This is a genomic window from Gracilibacillus caseinilyticus (genome assembly GCF_022919115.1).
GTDB lineage: Bacteria > Bacillota > Bacilli > Bacillales > Amphibacillaceae > Gracilibacillus > Gracilibacillus caseinilyticus.
The window spans coordinates 2,737,956-2,757,281 of sequence record NZ_CP095072.1 but is presented as its reverse complement, the minus strand read 5'-3'; the positions used below and the strand labels follow the sequence as shown (position 1 = coordinate 2,757,281).

The window sequence follows — 19,326 nt, the reverse complement described above, 5'->3', positions numbered from 1 at the left end:
GAGACTCATCCCCCCCTACTTGGAAAATTGCTTCATAACATCCATTAACTCTTCAATTGTCTGATCGCCTTCACCTGAAAGAATGGCGTCACTGACACAATGTTTAATATGTCTTTCTGTGATGGAAAAGCCAACCTTTTTTAATGCAGCATTGATCGCACTTATTTGCACGAGTATATCGACACAATAGCGATCTTCGTCTATCATTTTTTGTATACCCCTAACTTGTCCTTCTATACGTTTTAATCGATTCACCACCGCTTGCTTTTCATCATTAGACCTTGGTTTACTTGGGTGCTGATGCAATGAATCTGTCAAATAATCACATCCTTTTGCGTTTATAAATATACTATACCCCCCTAATGTATCATTAGTCAAGGGAACAGCTTATCTTTTTATAAGGAGTATTTTAAAGACTACCTATAATACGGATTATGTAATGCTAGCTTAGTGGTCATTTTGAAATGGGTGTTAGAGATAGGATAACCACTTCGCGTCCTGCGGGGCACGGCTGAAGCTAACTTTGTGAAGAATACCTATCTAAATTACATATATTGTCATGAGGTTCCATCCGTATTATAAGCACTTATACTTTATCATTTGAACACGATTCATTTCCGTAATGCTCTTCATTACATTAATGATATACTTTCTGCTGAACAAAGAAAAAAACTTGGTAAGCGCCAAGTTTTTCGTCTTGTTCTTATAGTCTTCATGAAACTGGTTCTATTAATGCATGATCATTATTTCGGGGATTATTCACTCGCTTAGATACGGGATGTGCTGCCATTGTGGTTGATTCAAATGGTTGCAGTAACCCTTTTAAATAGTGCTTATCTTCTATATTCGGATCAAGCCAGTCGTTTTGTGCCTGCTCTCCCAAAATCACTGGCATCCGGTGATGTAGGGAATCCATTAACGCATTCGGCTTGGTGGTCAATATCGTACATGTTACTAGCATTTGATCTTCTTGCTGCCACCTATCCCATAATCCGGCAAAAGTAAATAATCCTCCATCATTAACTGTGATTCGATAAGGTTGTTTTTCTTCTCCATCTTTTTTCCATTCATAGAAACTATCGGCTACAATCAGGCAACGACGGCGAGTTAATAATTGTTTAAATGAAGGTTTTTCATCTACGCTTTCACTTCTTGCATTGATCATTTTACTTCCAAACTTCGGATCTTTGGACCAGCTAGGAACTAATCCCCACTGTAAGTATCCTGCTTTTTTCCCCTCAGTTGTACCAACCAATGCTAGCACTTGCTGAGTCGGTGCGATGTTATAACTTGGAATGTAGTCATACAGTTCAATTCCCAATTCACTCTCGATTACTTCCTTCGATGTCTCCAAAGTGAATCTGCCACACATCTGGATCACTTCCTTTTCCAATTATTAAACCACTATGCTACACTTAGCATCGAGGTGAGACGTATGTTTGAAACTTTAAAAAGCGAACAAGATATTAACCTTTTCTTACAAGAAGAAGATATATTTTTTCTTTATATTTCGAAGAACAATTGTAGTGTATGCCATAGCTTGCTTCCTCAAATAGAAACAATCATGGAAAGATATCCCCGCATAGTGACACGTCAGGTTATCGTGGATGAGATACCTTCCTTAGCAAGCAAATTCTCAATATTCACAGCTCCAGTATTATTATTATTCGTTAACGGAAAAGAATACTTGCGGGAGGCTAGAATTGTGCATCTTGATCAATTTCAGTTTAAATTAGATAAAGTGTATCAAAACTATTGAGCATTTCCAAGGAAATAATTTCAGGTGCATAGGTAAAAATACTCATTTAAAGACTTGGATGTTTTATATTTGCAGAGAACGGTTAGAGCACTAATACAAGTTAACAAAACTAAAGGAGAGTGCTCGAAAGATGGATATTAATAAAGAGATCAAAAAATTAGAACAAATTTATTTAGAAAAACCACAACGAGTATTTACGATGTATTTAAATACAGATCCGTCCGATCCTGATCAGCAAGGCGGTGAATGGAAGTTACATTTAAAAAATGGCTTAAATAGCTTTGAGAACTATTTGCAAGAAGACGGCGATTCTGATGAAAAAAGAAACTATTGGGCGGTGAAAGAGAAAGTAGAACAATTCATGCATGATAATGAACAAGAGTTAGCCAAAAGTGTCGTAATTATCGCAAATGCTGATGAATCAGTCTGGTTCGCTCACAAATTTCAAATGCCTGTGAAAACTGAATTCAGCTGGGAGGAACAGCCTAAGTTAGAGCAATTGAAAGAAATGTACAACCAATTCCCAGAGACAGGTATTATCTTAACACAAAAAGAGGCTATAAAAATCTTAGATACAGAACTAGGGACATTAAAAGATACCAAGCTATATGAAATGGACTTGGATACAGAGGATTGGCGAGAGCATACCGGACCACATGGCGCAGGTGTATCTATGGGAACAGGTGGTAAGAATAACCAGCAAGAACAATTTGAATCACGCTTTGAAGCTAATCGATATCGCTGGTACAAAAGCATTGGTTCAACACTGGATAAGGTAGCGAAAAATCGCAACTGGCAACATATTTATATTGTCGGCAAAAAAGACGAAGCAGAAGATCTAGTTCACAATATGAGCAAAGAAGTTACAGATATTGTTCCTAAAAATATGTTAGAACACGAAGAAATGAAAATTATTAATGAAGTGGTAGTATAAAGAAAAAATCGAGCAGTTGCTGCTCGATTTTTTTAGTGTGGATAATAATCTTGTTGTTCAACATCCAGCATAATCAGACCATTACCTTCCACTCTTTTACTGTATCGTATAGACATAGTAGATTTAACCAACTGTGCATATATTTCTGGTTCGGAGAGCGCCCGTCCAAATTCTTTTTCCATCTGTTCAATCAATAGCACAGCTGCACCTGCTACATGCGGTGTTGCCATTGATGTTCCAGACAAGGTTGCATACTTATCATCTAAATACGTCGAGACAATATCTACACCTGGAGCTACCAGATCTATTTGATCATTTGTATTCGTAAATCCTGCCATATTGGCATTAAAGTCAACCGCACCTACTTGCACTACTTCGCTATAATAACCTGGGTAAACTCTTTCATCCGTTCTAACGTATCCGTCCCCCTCATTACCAGCAGCGCAAATAACCATAATATTATTAGCAATAGCTCTTCGAATGGAAAGGTGCAATCTGGCATCTTTAACTGTTGTACCACATGACAGAGAAATAATACGAACTTTTTCATTTCTCGGACCACGCCAATGAATCGCATATTCTATTGCATTGATTATGTCATCCAGCCTGCCATCACCCTCATTATTAAATGCTTTTAAGATCAACAGTCTTGATAACGGGGCCACGCCCACAACACCTTTTTTATTAAAATTAGCTGCAACCGTACCAGCTACATGTGTACCATGCCCGTTATAGTCGGTCACATCGCGATCGTCGCCATCTTTTGTAAAATTTCGCACTCCGATAATTCTGCCGCTAAAATCAGGATGGGATGTATGGCATCCAGTATCGATAATGGCCGTTACTACTCCTTTTCCCTTATACCCTTTCTTCCATTTAGCGGGTGCACGGATCATTTTTATTCCTTCTGGAATCTTGTCAATCTGTTCCATCTTGGTTTTCACTCGGAACGGGGTGATTCTCGCAGTATCCATTTTCCCCCTCCTCTACAGTTCCTTACTACAGTAGATTCAAGATCGAGAAAATAGTAACTTACGTTCGTCTAAACGGAAGATGATTTTTTTGATTTAATAATAGTGAAAAGTAATAAACCGGCCATAATCAACAGTTGCAGAACGATTGCAACAGCATCCCAAAAGTAAGGATTATCAACAGGGTCAACTAAATGTGGCAATGTCGTTTTCAATATATATGTCACTTGAGGTATAAAATAAAAAACAAATAAACTGAAGGTAAATAAGACACCTATCAAGGAAAATATACCATATATCCTTACCATCTTTTCTTCCCCTTCAAATGTAGCAGTGGTTGAATCTTTCTTTAAATAAGGAATCCAGTTTGCCAAATCGTTTTTACCATTTTCCATTAAGTTATAACATCTCGTTGCATTTTCCAATACGTAATAGAGGTCCGTCTTCATGTAAATGGAACATTGATATATCGTTTTAATAAAGATGTCTAATATAACGATAGAAATGATTCCTGCAAACAGTTCTTCCCCAGCCGGCACTGATAGCTTGGTAAGAATTGCCGCCAGTAATAGCAGCTGATCGATAAACATTCCTCCCAAAAACAAACGATAGCGTTGTGGTGCTTCTAATTTCCAAGCCGCTGTTAAGTCCGTTTCTGCTACCACAAGAATATACATTCGATGACCTACGGATACACTTGCAGGCAGATCATAGGAACGAAGAGCAAGAATATGACCAAGTTCATGCAGAATGATTAACACTAGAGAAATAAGCATATATAATCCCATATTAGAAATCATCGATTGAAACAGAAATATATCTGTATAATGGGGCATTAAACGATGATCGGTTATAAATAACAATAAATTAACGAGAAATAATAGCAGGAGTAAGGGGATAGTTGCTTTGTTGAAAAGTATTCTAGCAAAGCTACTCGGTAACCAGGTAAATCCGCTTACCGCTTGGTTTATTCCGTCATGAAATACTTCTTCGCCATCTACCTCTTTCACAAGTTCCAGCTCAATTAGTTGTTGCACAAAGGAAAGTAGATCGACTTCTTCTTGGGGATACGCCAAAATCAGGTCTTCTTCAATTTTCTTAAGTGATTGTTGCTGGTTGATCTTCTCTATCGCTTCAATACATATTTCAGGCATCTCATAAAAATCACCTGTACTGTTCTTCTCCACGATAAAATGTTTTTTCTCCTTACGGTAATGAAGCTCATGTAACAGTATCTTTGTATCAAATGATAGTTTCATAATTTATCATCCTTTTAAATAAAAAAGGATGCTAGTACAGCACCCTTTTTACATTTTAGTTCCTGTTCCCCACCAGCACCACCAGCAAGTAGCTTTTAATTTTTGTAGTTTTTTAATCCTCATGCAGTAACCCCCCTCTACAAATAGATTTAGATTTTAAGTTAAATCCTGATAGCTTGTATGATAACGGACCCAGTCTGGATAAACATCTTTAAATATTTCCACTAAATTCGGATCAAACTGAGTGCCACTACCTTCAATGATATTTTGATACGCTTTCTCCAAAGGCATGGCATCACGATAAGATCTGGAAGATGTCATGGCATCAAATGCATCAGCAATTGAAGTAATTCTAGCTAAATAATCTATTGCTTCTCCTTGTAGACCATAAGGATATCCATTTCCATCCCATCTTTCATGATGCTGTTCAATAACCGCAATATATTCACTTATTCCTTCTACTTGTTTTACTGCTTGAGCTCCAACGGAAGGATGTTCTTTAATAGTATCGAATTCAGCTTTTGTCAGTCTACCAGGTTTAGTCAGAATAGAATCCGGAATATGTATTTTCCCGATATCATGCAAGAGACAAGCAAAATAAAAATATTTTGTATCACTGCTATTCAGTGACTTAGTAGCCTTTGCTAGAATATTAGCATATTCCGCTACTCTTTCACTATGCCCTCTTGTGTATGGATCTTTTAATTCTAATGTCGCTATGACACCTTTCACAATACCTTCTAATTGCTTATCATATGTTTCTTTAAAAGCTTCTACATACCCTAAAAATCTGTTCAGAATAATAAAGGCTACAATGGACAGTAAAATTAATATAACTATAGGTAAATAAACAACGGAATCATTTAAGATTAAACCAACAACTACAAATTTGCTAATTGTACCAAGTATTACTAGATAGAAAAATCTTTTGTTAACAAAAATAGGAGAAAATATTATAATAACTATTTCAACTATATTTCCACTTGCATAAATATTATCTGTACTCAAATAATAAATTAGTTCGCTTAATAAATTTAAAATAGTATAAGTACAAAAAATGATATACTTAACATTTGTTGGACGATCCTTTTTCAATAAGAAAATAGCTATTGGTAACAATGAAATGATAGCTATGTAGAGTACACCGTCTAAAAAGTTTTGTTGTTCAGGAAGCCTACCCCAAGGAATCTGTGGTAACATAAAATTATTAATAATTTCATACCCAAAGAATATGATATAAAATAACCACAAAAACCATACTGTAGTTCTTTTTTCTTCATTAAGTAGGTTCGCATACCTATAAATATTTCTCATTGCTAGGTCCTTTCTGCATATATTATACTATGTCGGGATCAAGATTTCTACAATTTTCTAATTTTTTCTGAAGTTTTTTTCTTTTAGTATAAGCTATATGTCGACTTATGTAAATAACTCTTATAATGGCCGGGATTAATCTAAAGAATCATTATTAGATTGAGATAATTGGATATTTTTATGTCAGCATTTATTACAAATGATTCATATAATGATAATAAGTAGTTTAGTATGATGATAGGTTATAAGGGGGAAAGGAAGATGAAAAAAGAATTTATGAAACATGCCTTGGAAATTGCATTCGGAAGTGTAGAAGCAAATAAAGGAGGTCCCTTTGGAGCAGTTGTCGTCAAGGATAACGTAATCGTTGGAGAAGGAACGAATGTTGTGACATCTACAAATGATCCATCTGCACATGCAGAAATTAGTGCGATACGAGATGCATGTAAGAACTTAAACGATTATCAATTAACAGATTGTGAAATTTATACAAGCTGTGAGCCTTGCCCGATGTGTTTAGGAGCCATTTATTGGGCTCGTCCCAAAGTGGTTTATTACTATAACACAAGAGAAGAAGCTGCCAGAATAGGGTTTGATGATCAATATATTTATGATCAAATTGCATTAGATATTGAAAGCAGAAGTTTAGATATGAGAAAAATCGATGTAAACAGTGAAAAACTTCCTTTCGATTTATGGGATAGTAAAATAGATAAAATTGAATACTAAAGTTAAAATCCTCGAACTTCTTCACCGATAAAGTTTTATACTTCCGAATTTGCAAAAAAACGGAGTTGATAGAAATCAACTCCGTTTTATATCTGGTTTCGTAAATAAAAAGAAAATAATAGCACCAATAAAGGAATTCGTAAATAATACTGCCCCCATTGGCACTGCTGTTGTTTCATCAAGCCCTACCAGAGGGGAGACCAATGCTCCCATTAACAAAGGCAGCATACCTAATAACGCACTGGCAGTACCTGCACGTTGTTTTTGATTTGCCATTGCTAGCGAGAAACTACTTGTCAGAATAATACCAACAGAACTTAAATGGAAAAACAGTGGAATTACAATCATATACAATGGCCAATGAAAGATCGTCGCTAACAACAATACAGTATTAGCACAAAGTGAAATGATAACCCCCGTTCTAAGCAGATTTCTTTCAGCGAAATGATCGCTTAATTTACCAACTAAAAAGCTCCCCAGAATAATCGCCAAACCATTTACCCCAAATAAAATACTGAATACTTGTGGAGAAACATGATATAAATCCTGATAGATAAAAGGTGTTCCAGATACATAGGCAAACGTCCCACCCTGTACAAAGCATACAACGATAGCGTACCCTATAAACGATTTATCTTTCATCAGCATTCCCATCGTTTTCACCGATTTTAAAATAGAACTTGGAGAACGCTTCTCTGCTGGTAATGTTTCTGGTAATTTAAATGCAGTAATGGTTACCATAACGATACCCAACGCACATAAGAAAATAAAAATTGTATGCCAAGTCGCATTTGGTAATAATAATACACCACCGCCTGATATCGGCGCTATCATAGGAGCAGTTGCATTAATGACCATTAATAGAGAGAAAAATTGTGTCAATGCTCTTCCGTCAAAAACATCCCGAACGACAGCCCGAGACAGAACAACCCCTGCAGACCCAGTAAAACCTTGCAGAAATCTTGCACCAATCAGCACATAAATGTTTGGCGCAATAGCACAAACCAGTGAGAACACAGCAAACAACGAAAGAAAAAATATAATTGGCTTTCTACGTCCCTGTGCATCACTAATTGGACCAATAACTAACTGACCAAGTGCCAGACCAATCAGACAGGCAGTTAGACTTAATTGCACGATCGATGTACGTGCATCTAAATCATCTGCAATTTGCGGTAAGCTTGGTAAGTACATATCAATATTAAACGGCCCCATCATCGCGAGCATCCCTAGAAGCAGTGCAAGGCCAAGTCGCTGTTTTCCTGTAGGGTTATGTAAAGCTTGTTCTTTAATACCTATCACTCCTTATCACTAAGATACTATTATATAGTACCTGTCGACATTTTTATAATAATCGGCTTGTGTAAATCCATTTAAATTTGTATGTTTCAACGAAAGCAAAAAGGGTTATAACTAACTATCAAATTATCTAGGAGGAAACAACATGAAAGAATTTTTATCAGAAAAATTGCAACTTCAGGAAACATTAACGGTTAATGAAGCAATATCGATACACTCCTATCAAAAAAATTACAACGGTGACATCTATTTATTAGCCAATCATGAGATCGTAGAACTGACCAATTTAACGGAATTAGTAACCTTCTCTCTTTTATTAAATGAAGGAAATGAAATACAAATTATTGTAGAAGGACCTAATGCGAAAACCGCTATTAATAATGTGAAACAACATCTTACATACCCAAGCAGCTCTATGATGGTTCATTAAAATTCAAAAAGGCATCGAACTAAGCAATGCCTTTTTTGTGTTATCGATGTATGCTTCTTATTACATAAAATCAAAAAAATATCGTACGACATGAAAGAAGACAGGCGCTGTATACGCTAAACTGTCGATTCGGTGAAGATACCTTCCTTTTAACTGCTCCATTTTTTCCCTATTACCGATCAATAGATCCCTTTTTAGTACAGAAATCGTCAAACTGCCAAAATAGCCGACTACACTTATTAACAACCCCATAAGAACAGCGAAAGGAAGATCAAATGGGGTTACAAAACGATAAATAAGATAAGCAGTCAACATTGTGGCTATAACACCTGCCGCAAGACCTTCCCAGGTAATATAAGAATTTGCTGTTGGAGCCACTTTTTTTCTGCCAATATATAAAGAAACCAGATATTGTACGACATCATTAATTTGCGTCAATATAATCAGATACAATACAAGGTTTGCTCCATATTCCGGTGATGCTACCGAGAAGAAAGCAAGGTGACTTAGACCAAATACCATCAGCATTAAGCCCCATTGTGTGACACTAACGGATCGCAAGAAGCCTATTGTCCCTTTTCCAATGATTCTTGGTAATGGCAAAAATAAAAAAACATAGATTGGAATGAAAACAATAAACATGCCATACCAGCCAATGTATATCCAATAAAATTGAATTGGAATTGTGAGATACGCCCATAAAAAAAGTCGTCGATCTGACTTTCTCGTCTTCATCATGGAAAAGTATTCCTTCAAAGCAAAGTAACTAAGCACCATAATAGCACATAACGAAATAGTAGAATTAAATAAAGTAGCCACACAAAAAATACCAAACATCCCCCACCACGTCTTGATCCGAAAACGGATTAATGAGAAATCCCTTGCAGATTGCCATTTCATAACGAAATGAAAGACAGTGGTAGTCACCAGCATGATCAAGCCTATTACAATTAATATCCAGTACGTTTCACCCAATATGATCACCTATTTTTTTAAAACTGCATTCATTTTACAGTATTTACGTTATAATGAAAAGGCTAGAATTTTCGCAAAAAGCTGGTGATCATGATGACAGAACAACGATATGTGTATATTATGTTATCCAATACGGGTACACTCTTTACAAATGTCATTAAAACTTATACAAAGGCGCCATATAATCATGCTTCTCTTTCCTTCGATCCGGATTTGAAGGAAATGTACAGTTTCGGACGGAAAAAACCTGCGAACCCTTTGCATGGCGGGTTTGTAAAGGAAGATATTCTCACAGGTACATACAGCCGCTATCCCAATACTACCTGCGTGATTTATCGGCTAAAGGTGACGCAACGGGAATTTTCCAAAATGAAACGAATACTGGACGTATTTATTAAAAAAGATCAGAAATTTTTATACAACATTCTAGGTGTCATTGGTGTGTCTTTAAAAGAACCCATTGAATTCAGTAATTCTTATTTTTGTTCCCAATTTGTCGCTGAAATTCTTTACCGGTCAGGTATCCAATTGTGGGATACTTTACCTGCTATGGTAACACCGGATCATTTTCGCAGCCATGACAGACTTGAATTGATTTATGAAGGCAGATTATACGAATATCCGGCATTACAAGACCTGCAAAGTTATGAAGGCTGAACAAATTCAGCTAATAATTGGTAAGATTTCTTTTTTGCTTCAAAATCGTGAATGTTGGTGATCACCATTATTTCATCGGCTTGGTATTTATGCTGTAACTCTTGTAATGCTGATTTTACTTGATCGGGTGTTCCGATCACACATCGTTCACGGTTTTGTTGTATCATAGAGACTTGTTCTTCTGTAAATGCTTTTTTCTTCACTTCCTCTATGGAAGGTACTTTTGTATCTGCTCCTTTACCAACGCTCCAAAGCCATTTATCCTGTGTCATTGCTAATTCTTCTGCTTCTTTTTCAGTTTCGGCACATACGACGAACACACACGCTATAACTTTCGGTTCTGGCATCGTTTCAGAGGGTTGAAAATGTTTTTTATAACTTTGAATGGATGCGTGGCCATTTTTTGGATTAATAAAATGTCCGAATACGAATCCTGCTCCAATTTCTGCTGCATGAATCGCGCCTCTTTCCGATAGACCTAACACCCAAATCGGCGGCAAATGATTAATTCTCGGCCCTGCCTTCACCAAACGAAATGGATGCTCTCTCGGTAATGCATTATGCAAAAAGCCTTGTAAATCAGTTAATTGCCGCGGAAAATCCTTCATACTTTTATTCTGATTATCCGTCAGCGCTGAACGTGTTAATTGTGAGCCCCCTGGAGACCGGCCTACACCTAAATCAATCCTACCTGGAAAAAACGCCTCTAACGTTTTAAAATTTTCAGCAATTTTATACGGACTATATTGCGGCAAAAGTACTCCTCCAGAACCGACACGAATTGAATTCGTCACAGAAGCAATCCTTGTCATTACTATTTCTGGAGAGGAACTGGCTAATCCGTTGGTATTATGATGTTCCGCAATCCAATAGCGGTGATACCCAAGGCTTTCTGTCCATTGTGCCAGTTCGAGTGTATGTGCAAGAGTCAGATCTGGCGAATCCCCTCTTGAGATTGGTGCCTGATCTAAAACGCTTAGTTTCATTGTGCAACTCTCCTTTCCTCTAGTGTATAAGGAATACCTAGTTCAGAAAACAAATTAGCTTATGCTCAAAAGGTGTTTGATTAAATCGGTCAGCAAATTGTATTTCTTTCTTTTATTGAGCTGATTTAATCGAGTTGATCTCTTTAAAGATTTTTGCATCCATCAGCTGAAGAAGCCATTTTTCATGTGTTTAATTCGTTTCTAATTCGTCTTCTGTCTGAAGTTACACTTTCTTCAGACGTTTGATTCCTTTTTGAACTGACTTCCGCTTGAAGTTGCACCTTCTTCACACGTTTGATCCTTTTCTGGCTCGCCTTCCGTCTGAAGTTACACTTTCTTCAGACGTTTGATTCCTTTTTGGGCTGGCTTCCGCTTGAAGTTGCGCCTTCTTCACACGTCTGATCCTTTTCTGGCTCGCCTTCCGTCTGAAGAACTATCTTCTTCGGCTGGCCAGTATTTCACTTAAAGTTATTACCCACAATTATATTTTCATCGCACTACTATTTCATCAAACTAAAAGTACCGATCGTCACCAAAACGATCGGTACTTTTATTAGGCTAGTTCTTCTCCAGCCTTCCTATTACATTAAACTGTTTTATCTGAACAAATCTAAAAATCGTTGCCAGATCCCTTTCTTTTCTTCTGACTCACCGCTATTTTCATCTTCATTCTCATCATCATAGGTAATACTTTCGGTTTTGATAACAAACTGCACAGATTTCACATTTTCATTTTTATCAGAAACGAATGATTCTGCTTCAAAATCAGATTTGTCGTATTCATTGATCATATCGTCAATTTCCTGTTGTACCTGATCTGGTAAATCACTTGTAGAATCAGCTAATTCCGTTGTACCATCATGTAATTCGTTAGCCCCGTTCTCTAATTCTTGCGTGCCATCAGCTAATTCCGTAATACCACTATGCACTTCTCCATATGCATTGGATAATTCACCAACACCATTCGTATACTCAACCAATCCGGAGTGAAAATCATTATACTTATTAGAAAGTTGAGTAATTCCTTCTGTCAGTTGATTAATGGACGATTCAATATTCATATCTTCCGTTGCTTTTGCCATCTCAGAAGCCATTGTTCTTATTGATTCTGCCATTTTTGTTAATGAACCGTCGACTTCTTTTAGCGTTGGACTGACCGCTGAGAACGCTTTGTTTACTTGATCATATGTCCCTTTAGCCGCTTGAGCTGCTTCATACGTTTTTAATAACTTTTTTAATGCTGCAGCGTTTTGCTCATTATCTTTTACAGCCGCTTGTAGAGCTTTCATTTCATCTTCTGAGACGTTGGACGGAATAGCATTAATCGACTCTTCCAGCGCATTATACGCCTGTTGATAATTTTCCTGCAATTGCGTCAATCCGCCTGCTGCTTCATCTAATCCCTTTGCAATCTCTTCTAAACCATTCTGCAGTTCACTAAAATCGGCTCCGCCTAGTTCTACGTCTAAGGAGCTTTTCATTGTATTTAATGCATTCTTAATAGAAGCAGAACCGTTCACTAGTTGATCAGAGCCATTATCAAGCTCAGTAATGCCGTTTTTGTACGCTGCAGAACCATCCTGCAGCTGTACAACACCATTATTCAGTTCACTGATCCCATTTGCAAGCTCACCGACACCATCATTCACTTCCGCAGTCGCATCTGCTAATGATTTAAAATCTTTGGTCACATCATCCATATTGGGTGATTCGATTGACATGGATGATGGAACAGCTGAAAAATCAATTGCTTCTAACTCAAAATTCTCGACATCTGCTTCAAGTACAAAACTTTTTACCTGATCGGGCATCATCGTAAATGAAACTTGCTTATTTTTCCCTGCATTTGCCAGTGTACCTTCAGGTGCTTGTAAATTTTGATATAGAGCAGCATCCACTGTTACAGAAATTTGCAACAAATAGTTCTCACTAAACACCTGATTAACATTTTCATTGACAGAGGGTGTTATCTCAATTTTCACATGACCATCTTTGCCAAGTAATTGATCCGGCTTGATCGACTCACCATCTAGCGTATAGGAAATGTCAAAGTTCCATGGCAATGCTTTGTCTTCCAAGTCACCTTGATAGTAGAACTGATCATTATCAGTAGAAAATGACATCTCATTTCCGTCTTTCGCAATCTCCGTCTGATCTGTTAAATTTTGTACTTTCGTATAATCACCGTAATCTGTCACATCACTTGGCTCAGATAATTCAAAGCTATTGACGACATACATATCGTTCTGACTACCAGTTGGATCTAACGTTGCATAAACAACTTCTTCCTTTTCAACATTATCCTGCGCATGTACGGGAGAGACAGGAAAAACTAATAGCGTCGCCATACCAATTACAGCCAATCGTTTTGTTTTCATCATTTATCTTCCCCCTCATAAAAGTTTGATTTCCATGTCGTTTTTTTAATCACTTTATCAAAAATTACAAGCATCGCTGGCAGGAAGACTACTACCATGATAAACGCCAGTAATGCGCCACGTCCAAGTAGCAGACCGATGGACGACACAATCGGATTGGTAGAAGTCGCCCATAATATGAACCCAACACTTGATAAAATCGATGCAGAAATTATAATGGAGAAAATCTTCTCATTAATGGTTTTCTTAATCGCCTGCAATGCTGGCATCTTTTTACGGTTTTCATTATAGGCTTCTGTTAATAGAATCCCGTAATCGACCGTTGCTGCCAGCTGGACTGTACTAATGATCAGATAACCGACATACACCAGTGATGTATCCATAAAATAAGGAACGGCTAAATTAATCCATACAGCTGCTTCTATCGTCAACAGTAATACGATCGGAATCGTTAATGAACGGAAGGTGACTAACAACACAAGCGCGATGGAAATAACTGTTAATAAGTTAACCACTACATTATCTTTCTGGACGACGCTTTTCATATCATATAACGTGACGCTCTCACCGAGCAAATAGCCTTCTCCATTATAAAAACTTTCCATATCAGATCTTACTGTTTCGATTAAGGAGAATGCTTCCTCACCTTCTGAATCTGTTGTTGTATTCAGGATAATTCTGGCATAATTATCCGAATAAAATTGATTTGTTACAGAATCCCCCAAATATTCAGGTGGAATGGCTGGATCAACCGTATTAACATAAGCCATTACGCTCGACACATCATCTATGTCTTTCAATTCTTGAACAAGTTCTTCCTCTTTCGCAACATCACCACGCGGTACTAGTAATACCATTGGTGTCATTTTTCCAAATACATCTTCAATCATCGCATCATCACGACCAATTCGAGTGTCTTCCGGTTGTGTTCCTGTACCGTAAATGAAGTTGGTATTACTTTGTGCCAAAAAGGCAGGAACAATCAGTAACAAAATGAACAATAATACAGGCACTCTTAGTTTCAGCACACGGCTTCCGACATTTTTGAAACGAGGAATGATCGCTTTATGCTGTGTTTTATCAATCCATTTATAAAAGGTTAACGTCAATGCTGGCAAGAAGACCATTACACTGATAAAGCTGAGTACAATACCTTTTACTAGATTAACACCCAAATCTGCACCAATTTCAAAATTCATAAAGGTTAGTGCGATAAAACCGAAGAAGGTAGTAGAGGCACTTGCAGTTATCGCAGAGAATGATTGTTTCATCGCTGAGCGCATCGCCGTAGTTGGTTCTTCGCCTCGATCACGGAAATTAGAAAAACTGTGTAACAGAAAGATCGCATAATCGAGCGAGACTGCCAGCTGCAATATTGGTGCGACGGACTGGGTCACAAATGATATTTCTCCAAGGAAAATATTCGTTCCGAGATTGATCAGCACCGATACCCCAATTGCGGTTAAGAAGAATACAGGTTCCATCCATGAGTTGGTGGATACAATCAGGATAATAATGATGATAGGCACTAGTAACATGGCTGCATAGGCAGACTCCTGACCTGCCATTTTTTGTGAAGAAGCAGTATCTACAGCTTCCCCAGCCAATGCATTCTCATCACCGATCAACTCATAAATCTTATCAGTAATCGCTACTTCATCACCTTCCCGAATATGTAAGGAGATTAATGCGTTGCTTTCTTTGTAGTAGGTTTCTACTGTATCCTTATCTGCCATTTCGAGCGGCTTTTTAAGATCAATGGCATCATCCAGCCACATCACTTCGTTTACTCCATCAATTTCTTCTAGTTGTTTCTTGTAATCCAACGCTTCCTGCACGCTCACATCGTTTAGCAATACACGTGCATTTTCGACTCCTGATTCAAATTCTGCATCCATTAAATCAACTGCATTCATTGATGGTGAGTCCTCCGGAAGGTAATCAGCCATATTATAATTGATCGAGACACCTAATGTTGCCACGGCACTGATTATCGTCAGGATAAAGAATATAATTACGATTGGTTTTTTATAACGAATTATCTTTGTTGAAAGGTCAATCATGGCTCATCCTCTCTTGCAAATTTCAATCGTCCATTTTAATATTATATAGACACTGTGTTGGATATTCAACAAACAATTTTGGAAAAAACGTACAATTAGCAACACATTTACTAGGATTTGTTGGAATGTTACAAAAAATTCACAATTTAGAGGAGGTTATCGCATGACAGCGAAACTTGATAGAAGAAAAAAATATACACGAATGGTCCTGAAGGATAGTCTGATAAACTTACTGCAGCACAAACCAATTTCTGCGATTACCGTGAAAGAAATTTGTGTCAAAGCAGATATCAACCGTTCTACCTTCTACACACATTATCAGGATCAAACGGACTTACTGATGCAGATCGAAGAGGAGTTAGTGGAGGATTTACATCGTTATCTGGATGCATTTAGCGTTGAATCAGAGGATGATGCATTAAAAACGCTTGAAAAATTATTAGAATATATAAAAGAAAGAAAAAACATGTGTCAGACGTTGTTAAATAAACATTCTGATACAAAATTTGAGAATCGTATTATCATCATTGCCAGACAATTTGTAATGGATCATAAAATAAACATGCGATCAGAAGAGGCAGCCTATTTAAGCTCATTCTTAATAAGTGGTGCGATGCAGGTTATTAAAGACTGGCTAGCCAATAATACGAAACAAACACCAAAACAGATTGCCGAGATGATTGACATGTTTGTCCACAAAGGCGTCAATGCATATTTACATTGACTAATTAAATTATAGAACTGGCTTTTTCATTTTCAATATCAGATAGGCAATCAAATTAGCCAAAATGAGAAAGCCACTTTGTGCATTGGCATGAAGCAGTTGTTCACTGAATTCTTTCTTCTCATAATATTCTATTGTTGATTGGTTAAGGCGTTGCTGTTCTTCCAGTACACCCACCAAATAACGATATTGAAATGGAACAGCAATAATGGTTACGAAAAGGTATAGTGCTACGGTAATGATTATGACATCAAACATGCAGACAACTCCTCGATATAAATAGTTCGCTTATTATATTAACAGATACGAAATGTTTATATGATTGGTTTCAAAAATGTGATGACAAATATTAGTTAATTGGCCCGTACTATGATATCTTTTAATGGAGAATTTATTGTAAAAGGAGGAAAACAAATGCCGATTAATCCTTATTTGATGTTAAATGGAAATGCACGTGAAGCCATACATTTTTATGAAGAAGCTTTTCAAACGGAAGCTGATTCGATGCAAACTTATGGTGAAATGCCTGGAGATACAAGTAATATCCCGGTTGAGGCAAAAGCTCTCATTTTGCATGCTAAAATTGAAGTGGATGGTACACCAATCATGATCTCTGATGTAATGCCCAATAGTTCCTTTGTCCAAGGCGATAATATTAACTTAACACTTGTTAGCAATGATGCAGATTTCATTACACATGCGTATGAAACTTTGAAGCAAAATGGTAACATCGAAATGGAATTACAGGAAACCTTTTGGACCAAGCATTTCGCAAAACTAACCGATCAATTCGGCGTACAATGGCAATTAAGTGTGGAATGAACAAACATTTACTTTACCAGCCTTTTAAAGAGGTCTGGCTACATAACCAGCCCCCTTTCTATATTAAATAGCTGTATACCCGCCATCTACAGTAACAGTTGTTCCTGTTACGAATTCATTTTCTGCTAAAAAGATAACCGCATGGGCAATTTCTTCCGGGTCACCAAGTCGTCCGATTGGATGTTTAGCAACTAAGCCATCGTAGAAATCACCTAGTGCCTCTTTGTTTACTGCTCCTGATTCAACAAAACCAGGTGCTACAGCATTAACACGAATATTTTTATCAGCATATTCCACTGCTAATGATTTTGTCATAGTGATAACTGCACCTTTTGCCGCATTGTACGGTAATGCTTCTGGCTGAGCCACAAAGCCAAGAATGGAAGCTGTGTTAATGATAGAACCTCCACCATTTTTCAACATTTCTTTAATTGCATGTTTTGATCCTAAGAACACACCACCTTGATTTACATTCACAATGTTTAAGTAATCTTGATACGTTCTCTCGTGTGAAGCACTCATAGAACCAAAACCAGCATTATTCACTAAAACATGTACTGTTCCATATGTGTTAACCGTTTCAGCAACCATATTTTCAACAGAAGCTTCATCTGCTACATCTACTTTAACGAATAATACATCTAAACCTTGTTCCTTTAAATCCTGTTCCGCTTTCTTACCCCCTTCTTCATTAAAATCTGCAATAACAACTTTAGCCCCTTTGTTCGTAAAAGCTTTCACAGTTGCTAATCCAATACCAGATGCTCCTCCGGTAACTACAGCTACTTTCCCCTCTAATTGAATCATACTTTATTCTCTCCCCATCATTAAATTTACATTTATACAGATGTAGCGCCTTGACCACCGTCAATTCGATAATATGCACCGGAAATAAAAGATGCTTTATCTGATGCCAGAAACACCATTAGATCTGCAATTTCTTCCGCAGTGGCATAACGATTCATCGGTACACTCGCTTCAAATTGTGTTCTCGCATTTTCTTCACTGCCTGGCATCGCATTGGTTTCGATCGATCTCATCATTTTTGTATCTACTCCTGATGGCGCCACCGCATTCACACGTACACCATATGAAGCTGCTTCTAGTGCTGCTGTTTTGTTCAATCCAATTACCGCATGTTTGGAAGCCGCATAAATCCCCATCCCTGGTGCACCTAACAAGCCACCATTGGATGCAGTATTGACAATTGCACCACTTTCCTGTTGCTTCATAACCGGCAATACATGTTTTAAGCCCAAAAATGCACCTAACACATTAACCCCAAATACTGCCTGAAAATTGTCTTCGGTCTGTTCGTCTAGATTGCCGAATTTTCCATTAATGCCAGCGTTGTTGATAAATACATCTATGCTGCCAAATTTATTCTTTGTTTCTTCAACATATTGGATAACATCTTCTTCCTTGGTAACGTCTGCTGAAAGAATTAACGTATTTTCGGTATTAAGATCAGCAGCCTTCGCTTCGATCGCTTTTTTTGATAAGTCTACTAATGCTAGTTTAGCACCTTGGTTTGCAAAGGCTTTCGCAGCAGCAATTCCTATTCCACCAGCTGCGCCCGTGATTAATACAACTTTCCCATTGAAATCCATTTCCTCATCTCCTTTTTTGAAACAATATCTAGTTTATCGTACATTTTGTAGATTGTCGACAATTTTGTTTGTGTTATTTAGTTACCTGCTATTTATTAGCGATAAATAAAAATTATATAACTCTACCTAAAATACAAATTATGTAAACTATATTAAAAGAACCTACACTTTTATTTTCTCAATCTTGATCGAAAACTTTCGTGCTAAGGTTCTAAGTGGTGACTATATAATTTCTTTGCAGTAAGAAAAAACAGGGAAAGCCCACTAGGTCCTAACTAACAAAATAATATACAACTACTTATAATATGGATTATGTCAACTAGCGGATAGGTCATTTTGAAATGTTTTTAGTTGTATGATACCGCTCCGACCAATCACTTCGCGTCCTGCGGGGCATATTTTCGGAGCTTTGCAAA

The 19,326-nt window shown here is 37.3% G+C and carries 20 protein-coding genes; 7 read left to right on the top strand and 13 right to left on the bottom strand.

Going from position 1 to position 19,326, the window contains the following annotated elements; all coding sequences use genetic code 11:
- Positions 1–15: 15 nt before the first annotated feature.
- Positions 16–318, bottom strand: a complete 303-nt coding sequence (locus MUN88_RS12985) for a metal-sensing transcriptional repressor (protein WP_244715692.1) — start codon at positions 316–318, stop codon at positions 16–18.
- 394 nt (positions 319–712) lie between these two features.
- Positions 713–1,393, bottom strand: coding sequence for an SOS response-associated peptidase (locus tag MUN88_RS12980; RefSeq protein ID WP_369809886.1), 681 nt, complete (start codon positions 1,391–1,393; stop codon positions 713–715).
- A 42-nt stretch (positions 1,394–1,435) separates the two neighbouring features.
- On the opposite strand from MUN88_RS12980, the gene MUN88_RS12975 reads away from it, so the two are divergent.
- The gene (locus MUN88_RS12975) at positions 1,436–1,759 is read left to right on the top strand and encodes a thioredoxin family protein (protein WP_244715690.1); all 324 of its coding nucleotides are present in this window, start codon (positions 1,436–1,438) and stop codon (positions 1,757–1,759) included.
- A 130-nt stretch (positions 1,760–1,889) separates the two neighbouring features.
- Positions 1,890–2,693 (top strand): VLRF1 family aeRF1-type release factor, encoded by an 804-nt coding sequence (locus tag MUN88_RS12970; RefSeq protein WP_244715688.1) that lies wholly within the window; start codon positions 1,890–1,892, stop codon positions 2,691–2,693.
- A gap of 32 nt (positions 2,694–2,725) precedes the next feature.
- Here MUN88_RS12970 and MUN88_RS12965 read toward each other — a convergent pair whose 3' ends face one another.
- The 3 genes from MUN88_RS12965 to MUN88_RS12955 form a co-directional block, all read right to left on the bottom strand.
- Positions 2,726–3,667, bottom strand: coding sequence for a S8 family peptidase (locus MUN88_RS12965; protein WP_244715686.1), 942 nt, complete (start codon positions 3,665–3,667; stop codon positions 2,726–2,728).
- Between the two features lie 68 nt (positions 3,668–3,735).
- On the bottom strand, positions 3,736–4,923 hold the full coding sequence (locus MUN88_RS12960) for a peptidase (RefSeq protein ID WP_244715684.1): 1,188 nt from the start codon (positions 4,921–4,923) through the stop codon (positions 3,736–3,738).
- Positions 4,924–5,079: 156 nt separating this feature from the next.
- Positions 5,080–6,237 (bottom strand): HD-GYP domain-containing protein, encoded by a 1,158-nt coding sequence (locus tag MUN88_RS12955; RefSeq protein WP_244715682.1) that lies wholly within the window; start codon positions 6,235–6,237, stop codon positions 5,080–5,082.
- 261 nt (positions 6,238–6,498) lie between these two features.
- On the opposite strand from MUN88_RS12955, the gene MUN88_RS12950 reads away from it, so the two are divergent.
- The gene (locus MUN88_RS12950; protein ID WP_244715680.1) at positions 6,499–6,966 is read left to right on the top strand and encodes a nucleoside deaminase; all 468 of its coding nucleotides are present in this window, start codon (positions 6,499–6,501) and stop codon (positions 6,964–6,966) included.
- Between the two features lie 75 nt (positions 6,967–7,041).
- Here MUN88_RS12950 and MUN88_RS12945 read toward each other — a convergent pair whose 3' ends face one another.
- Positions 7,042–8,193, bottom strand: coding sequence for a multidrug effflux MFS transporter (locus tag MUN88_RS12945; RefSeq protein WP_244724513.1), 1,152 nt, complete (start codon positions 8,191–8,193; stop codon positions 7,042–7,044).
- A gap of 217 nt (positions 8,194–8,410) precedes the next feature.
- Here MUN88_RS12945 and MUN88_RS12940 point away from each other — a divergent pair, with 217 nt between their 5' ends.
- Positions 8,411–8,695 carry a hypothetical protein gene (locus tag MUN88_RS12940; protein ID WP_244715678.1) on the top strand — a complete coding sequence of 95 codons (285 nt, stop codon included), beginning with the start codon at positions 8,411–8,413 and terminating at the stop codon, positions 8,693–8,695.
- A gap of 60 nt (positions 8,696–8,755) precedes the next feature.
- On the opposite strand, the gene MUN88_RS12935 is transcribed toward MUN88_RS12940, so the two are convergent.
- Entirely contained in the window at positions 8,756–9,670 is a 915-nt protein-coding gene (locus MUN88_RS12935) for a phosphatidate cytidylyltransferase (RefSeq protein ID WP_369809885.1), read from the bottom strand.
- 93 nt (positions 9,671–9,763) lie between these two features.
- Between MUN88_RS12935 and MUN88_RS12930 the strand changes: the two genes are divergently transcribed.
- Complete coding sequence (locus MUN88_RS12930) at positions 9,764–10,327, top strand: hypothetical protein (protein ID WP_244724507.1); 564 nt, start codon at positions 9,764–9,766, stop codon at positions 10,325–10,327.
- On the opposite strand, the gene MUN88_RS12925 is transcribed toward MUN88_RS12930, so the two are convergent.
- The 3 genes from MUN88_RS12925 to MUN88_RS12915 all read right to left on the bottom strand — a co-directional run bounded on the left by MUN88_RS12925 (position 10,315) and on the right by MUN88_RS12915 (position 15,754).
- Positions 10,315–11,313, bottom strand: a complete 999-nt coding sequence (locus tag MUN88_RS12925) for an LLM class flavin-dependent oxidoreductase (protein ID WP_244715676.1) — start codon at positions 11,311–11,313, stop codon at positions 10,315–10,317. The genes MUN88_RS12930 and MUN88_RS12925 overlap by 13 nt on opposite strands.
- Positions 11,314–11,909: 596 nt before the next feature.
- Positions 11,910–13,694, bottom strand: a complete 1,785-nt coding sequence (locus MUN88_RS12920) for a methyl-accepting chemotaxis protein (protein ID WP_244715674.1) — start codon at positions 13,692–13,694, stop codon at positions 11,910–11,912.
- Positions 13,691–15,754 carry an efflux RND transporter permease subunit gene (locus MUN88_RS12915; RefSeq protein ID WP_244715672.1) on the bottom strand — a complete coding sequence of 688 codons (2,064 nt, stop codon included), beginning with the start codon at positions 15,752–15,754 and terminating at the stop codon, positions 13,691–13,693. The genes MUN88_RS12920 and MUN88_RS12915 overlap by 4 nt, the downstream gene beginning before the upstream one ends.
- A 163-nt stretch (positions 15,755–15,917) precedes the next feature.
- Between MUN88_RS12915 and MUN88_RS12910 the strand changes: the two genes are divergently transcribed.
- Positions 15,918–16,478, top strand: a complete 561-nt coding sequence (locus tag MUN88_RS12910; protein ID WP_244715670.1) for a TetR/AcrR family transcriptional regulator — start codon at positions 15,918–15,920, stop codon at positions 16,476–16,478.
- A gap of 9 nt (positions 16,479–16,487) precedes the next feature.
- Here MUN88_RS12910 and MUN88_RS12905 read toward each other — a convergent pair whose 3' ends face one another.
- Positions 16,488–16,736 carry a DUF3949 domain-containing protein gene (locus tag MUN88_RS12905; RefSeq protein ID WP_244715668.1) on the bottom strand — a complete coding sequence of 83 codons (249 nt, stop codon included), beginning with the start codon at positions 16,734–16,736 and terminating at the stop codon, positions 16,488–16,490.
- A 156-nt stretch (positions 16,737–16,892) separates the two neighbouring features.
- Here MUN88_RS12905 and MUN88_RS12900 point away from each other — a divergent pair, with 156 nt between their 5' ends.
- Positions 16,893–17,300 carry a VOC family protein gene (locus MUN88_RS12900; RefSeq protein WP_244715666.1) on the top strand — a complete coding sequence of 136 codons (408 nt, stop codon included), beginning with the start codon at positions 16,893–16,895 and terminating at the stop codon, positions 17,298–17,300.
- A gap of 63 nt (positions 17,301–17,363) precedes the next feature.
- Here the strand turns inward: MUN88_RS12900 and MUN88_RS12895 are convergent, their stop codons facing one another.
- Positions 17,364–18,107, bottom strand: a complete 744-nt coding sequence (locus MUN88_RS12895; protein WP_244715664.1) for an SDR family NAD(P)-dependent oxidoreductase — start codon at positions 18,105–18,107, stop codon at positions 17,364–17,366.
- A gap of 32 nt (positions 18,108–18,139) precedes the next feature.
- Positions 18,140–18,910, bottom strand: coding sequence for an SDR family NAD(P)-dependent oxidoreductase (locus MUN88_RS12890; protein WP_244715662.1), 771 nt, complete (start codon positions 18,908–18,910; stop codon positions 18,140–18,142).
- Between the last annotated feature and the right edge of the window lie 416 nt (positions 18,911–19,326).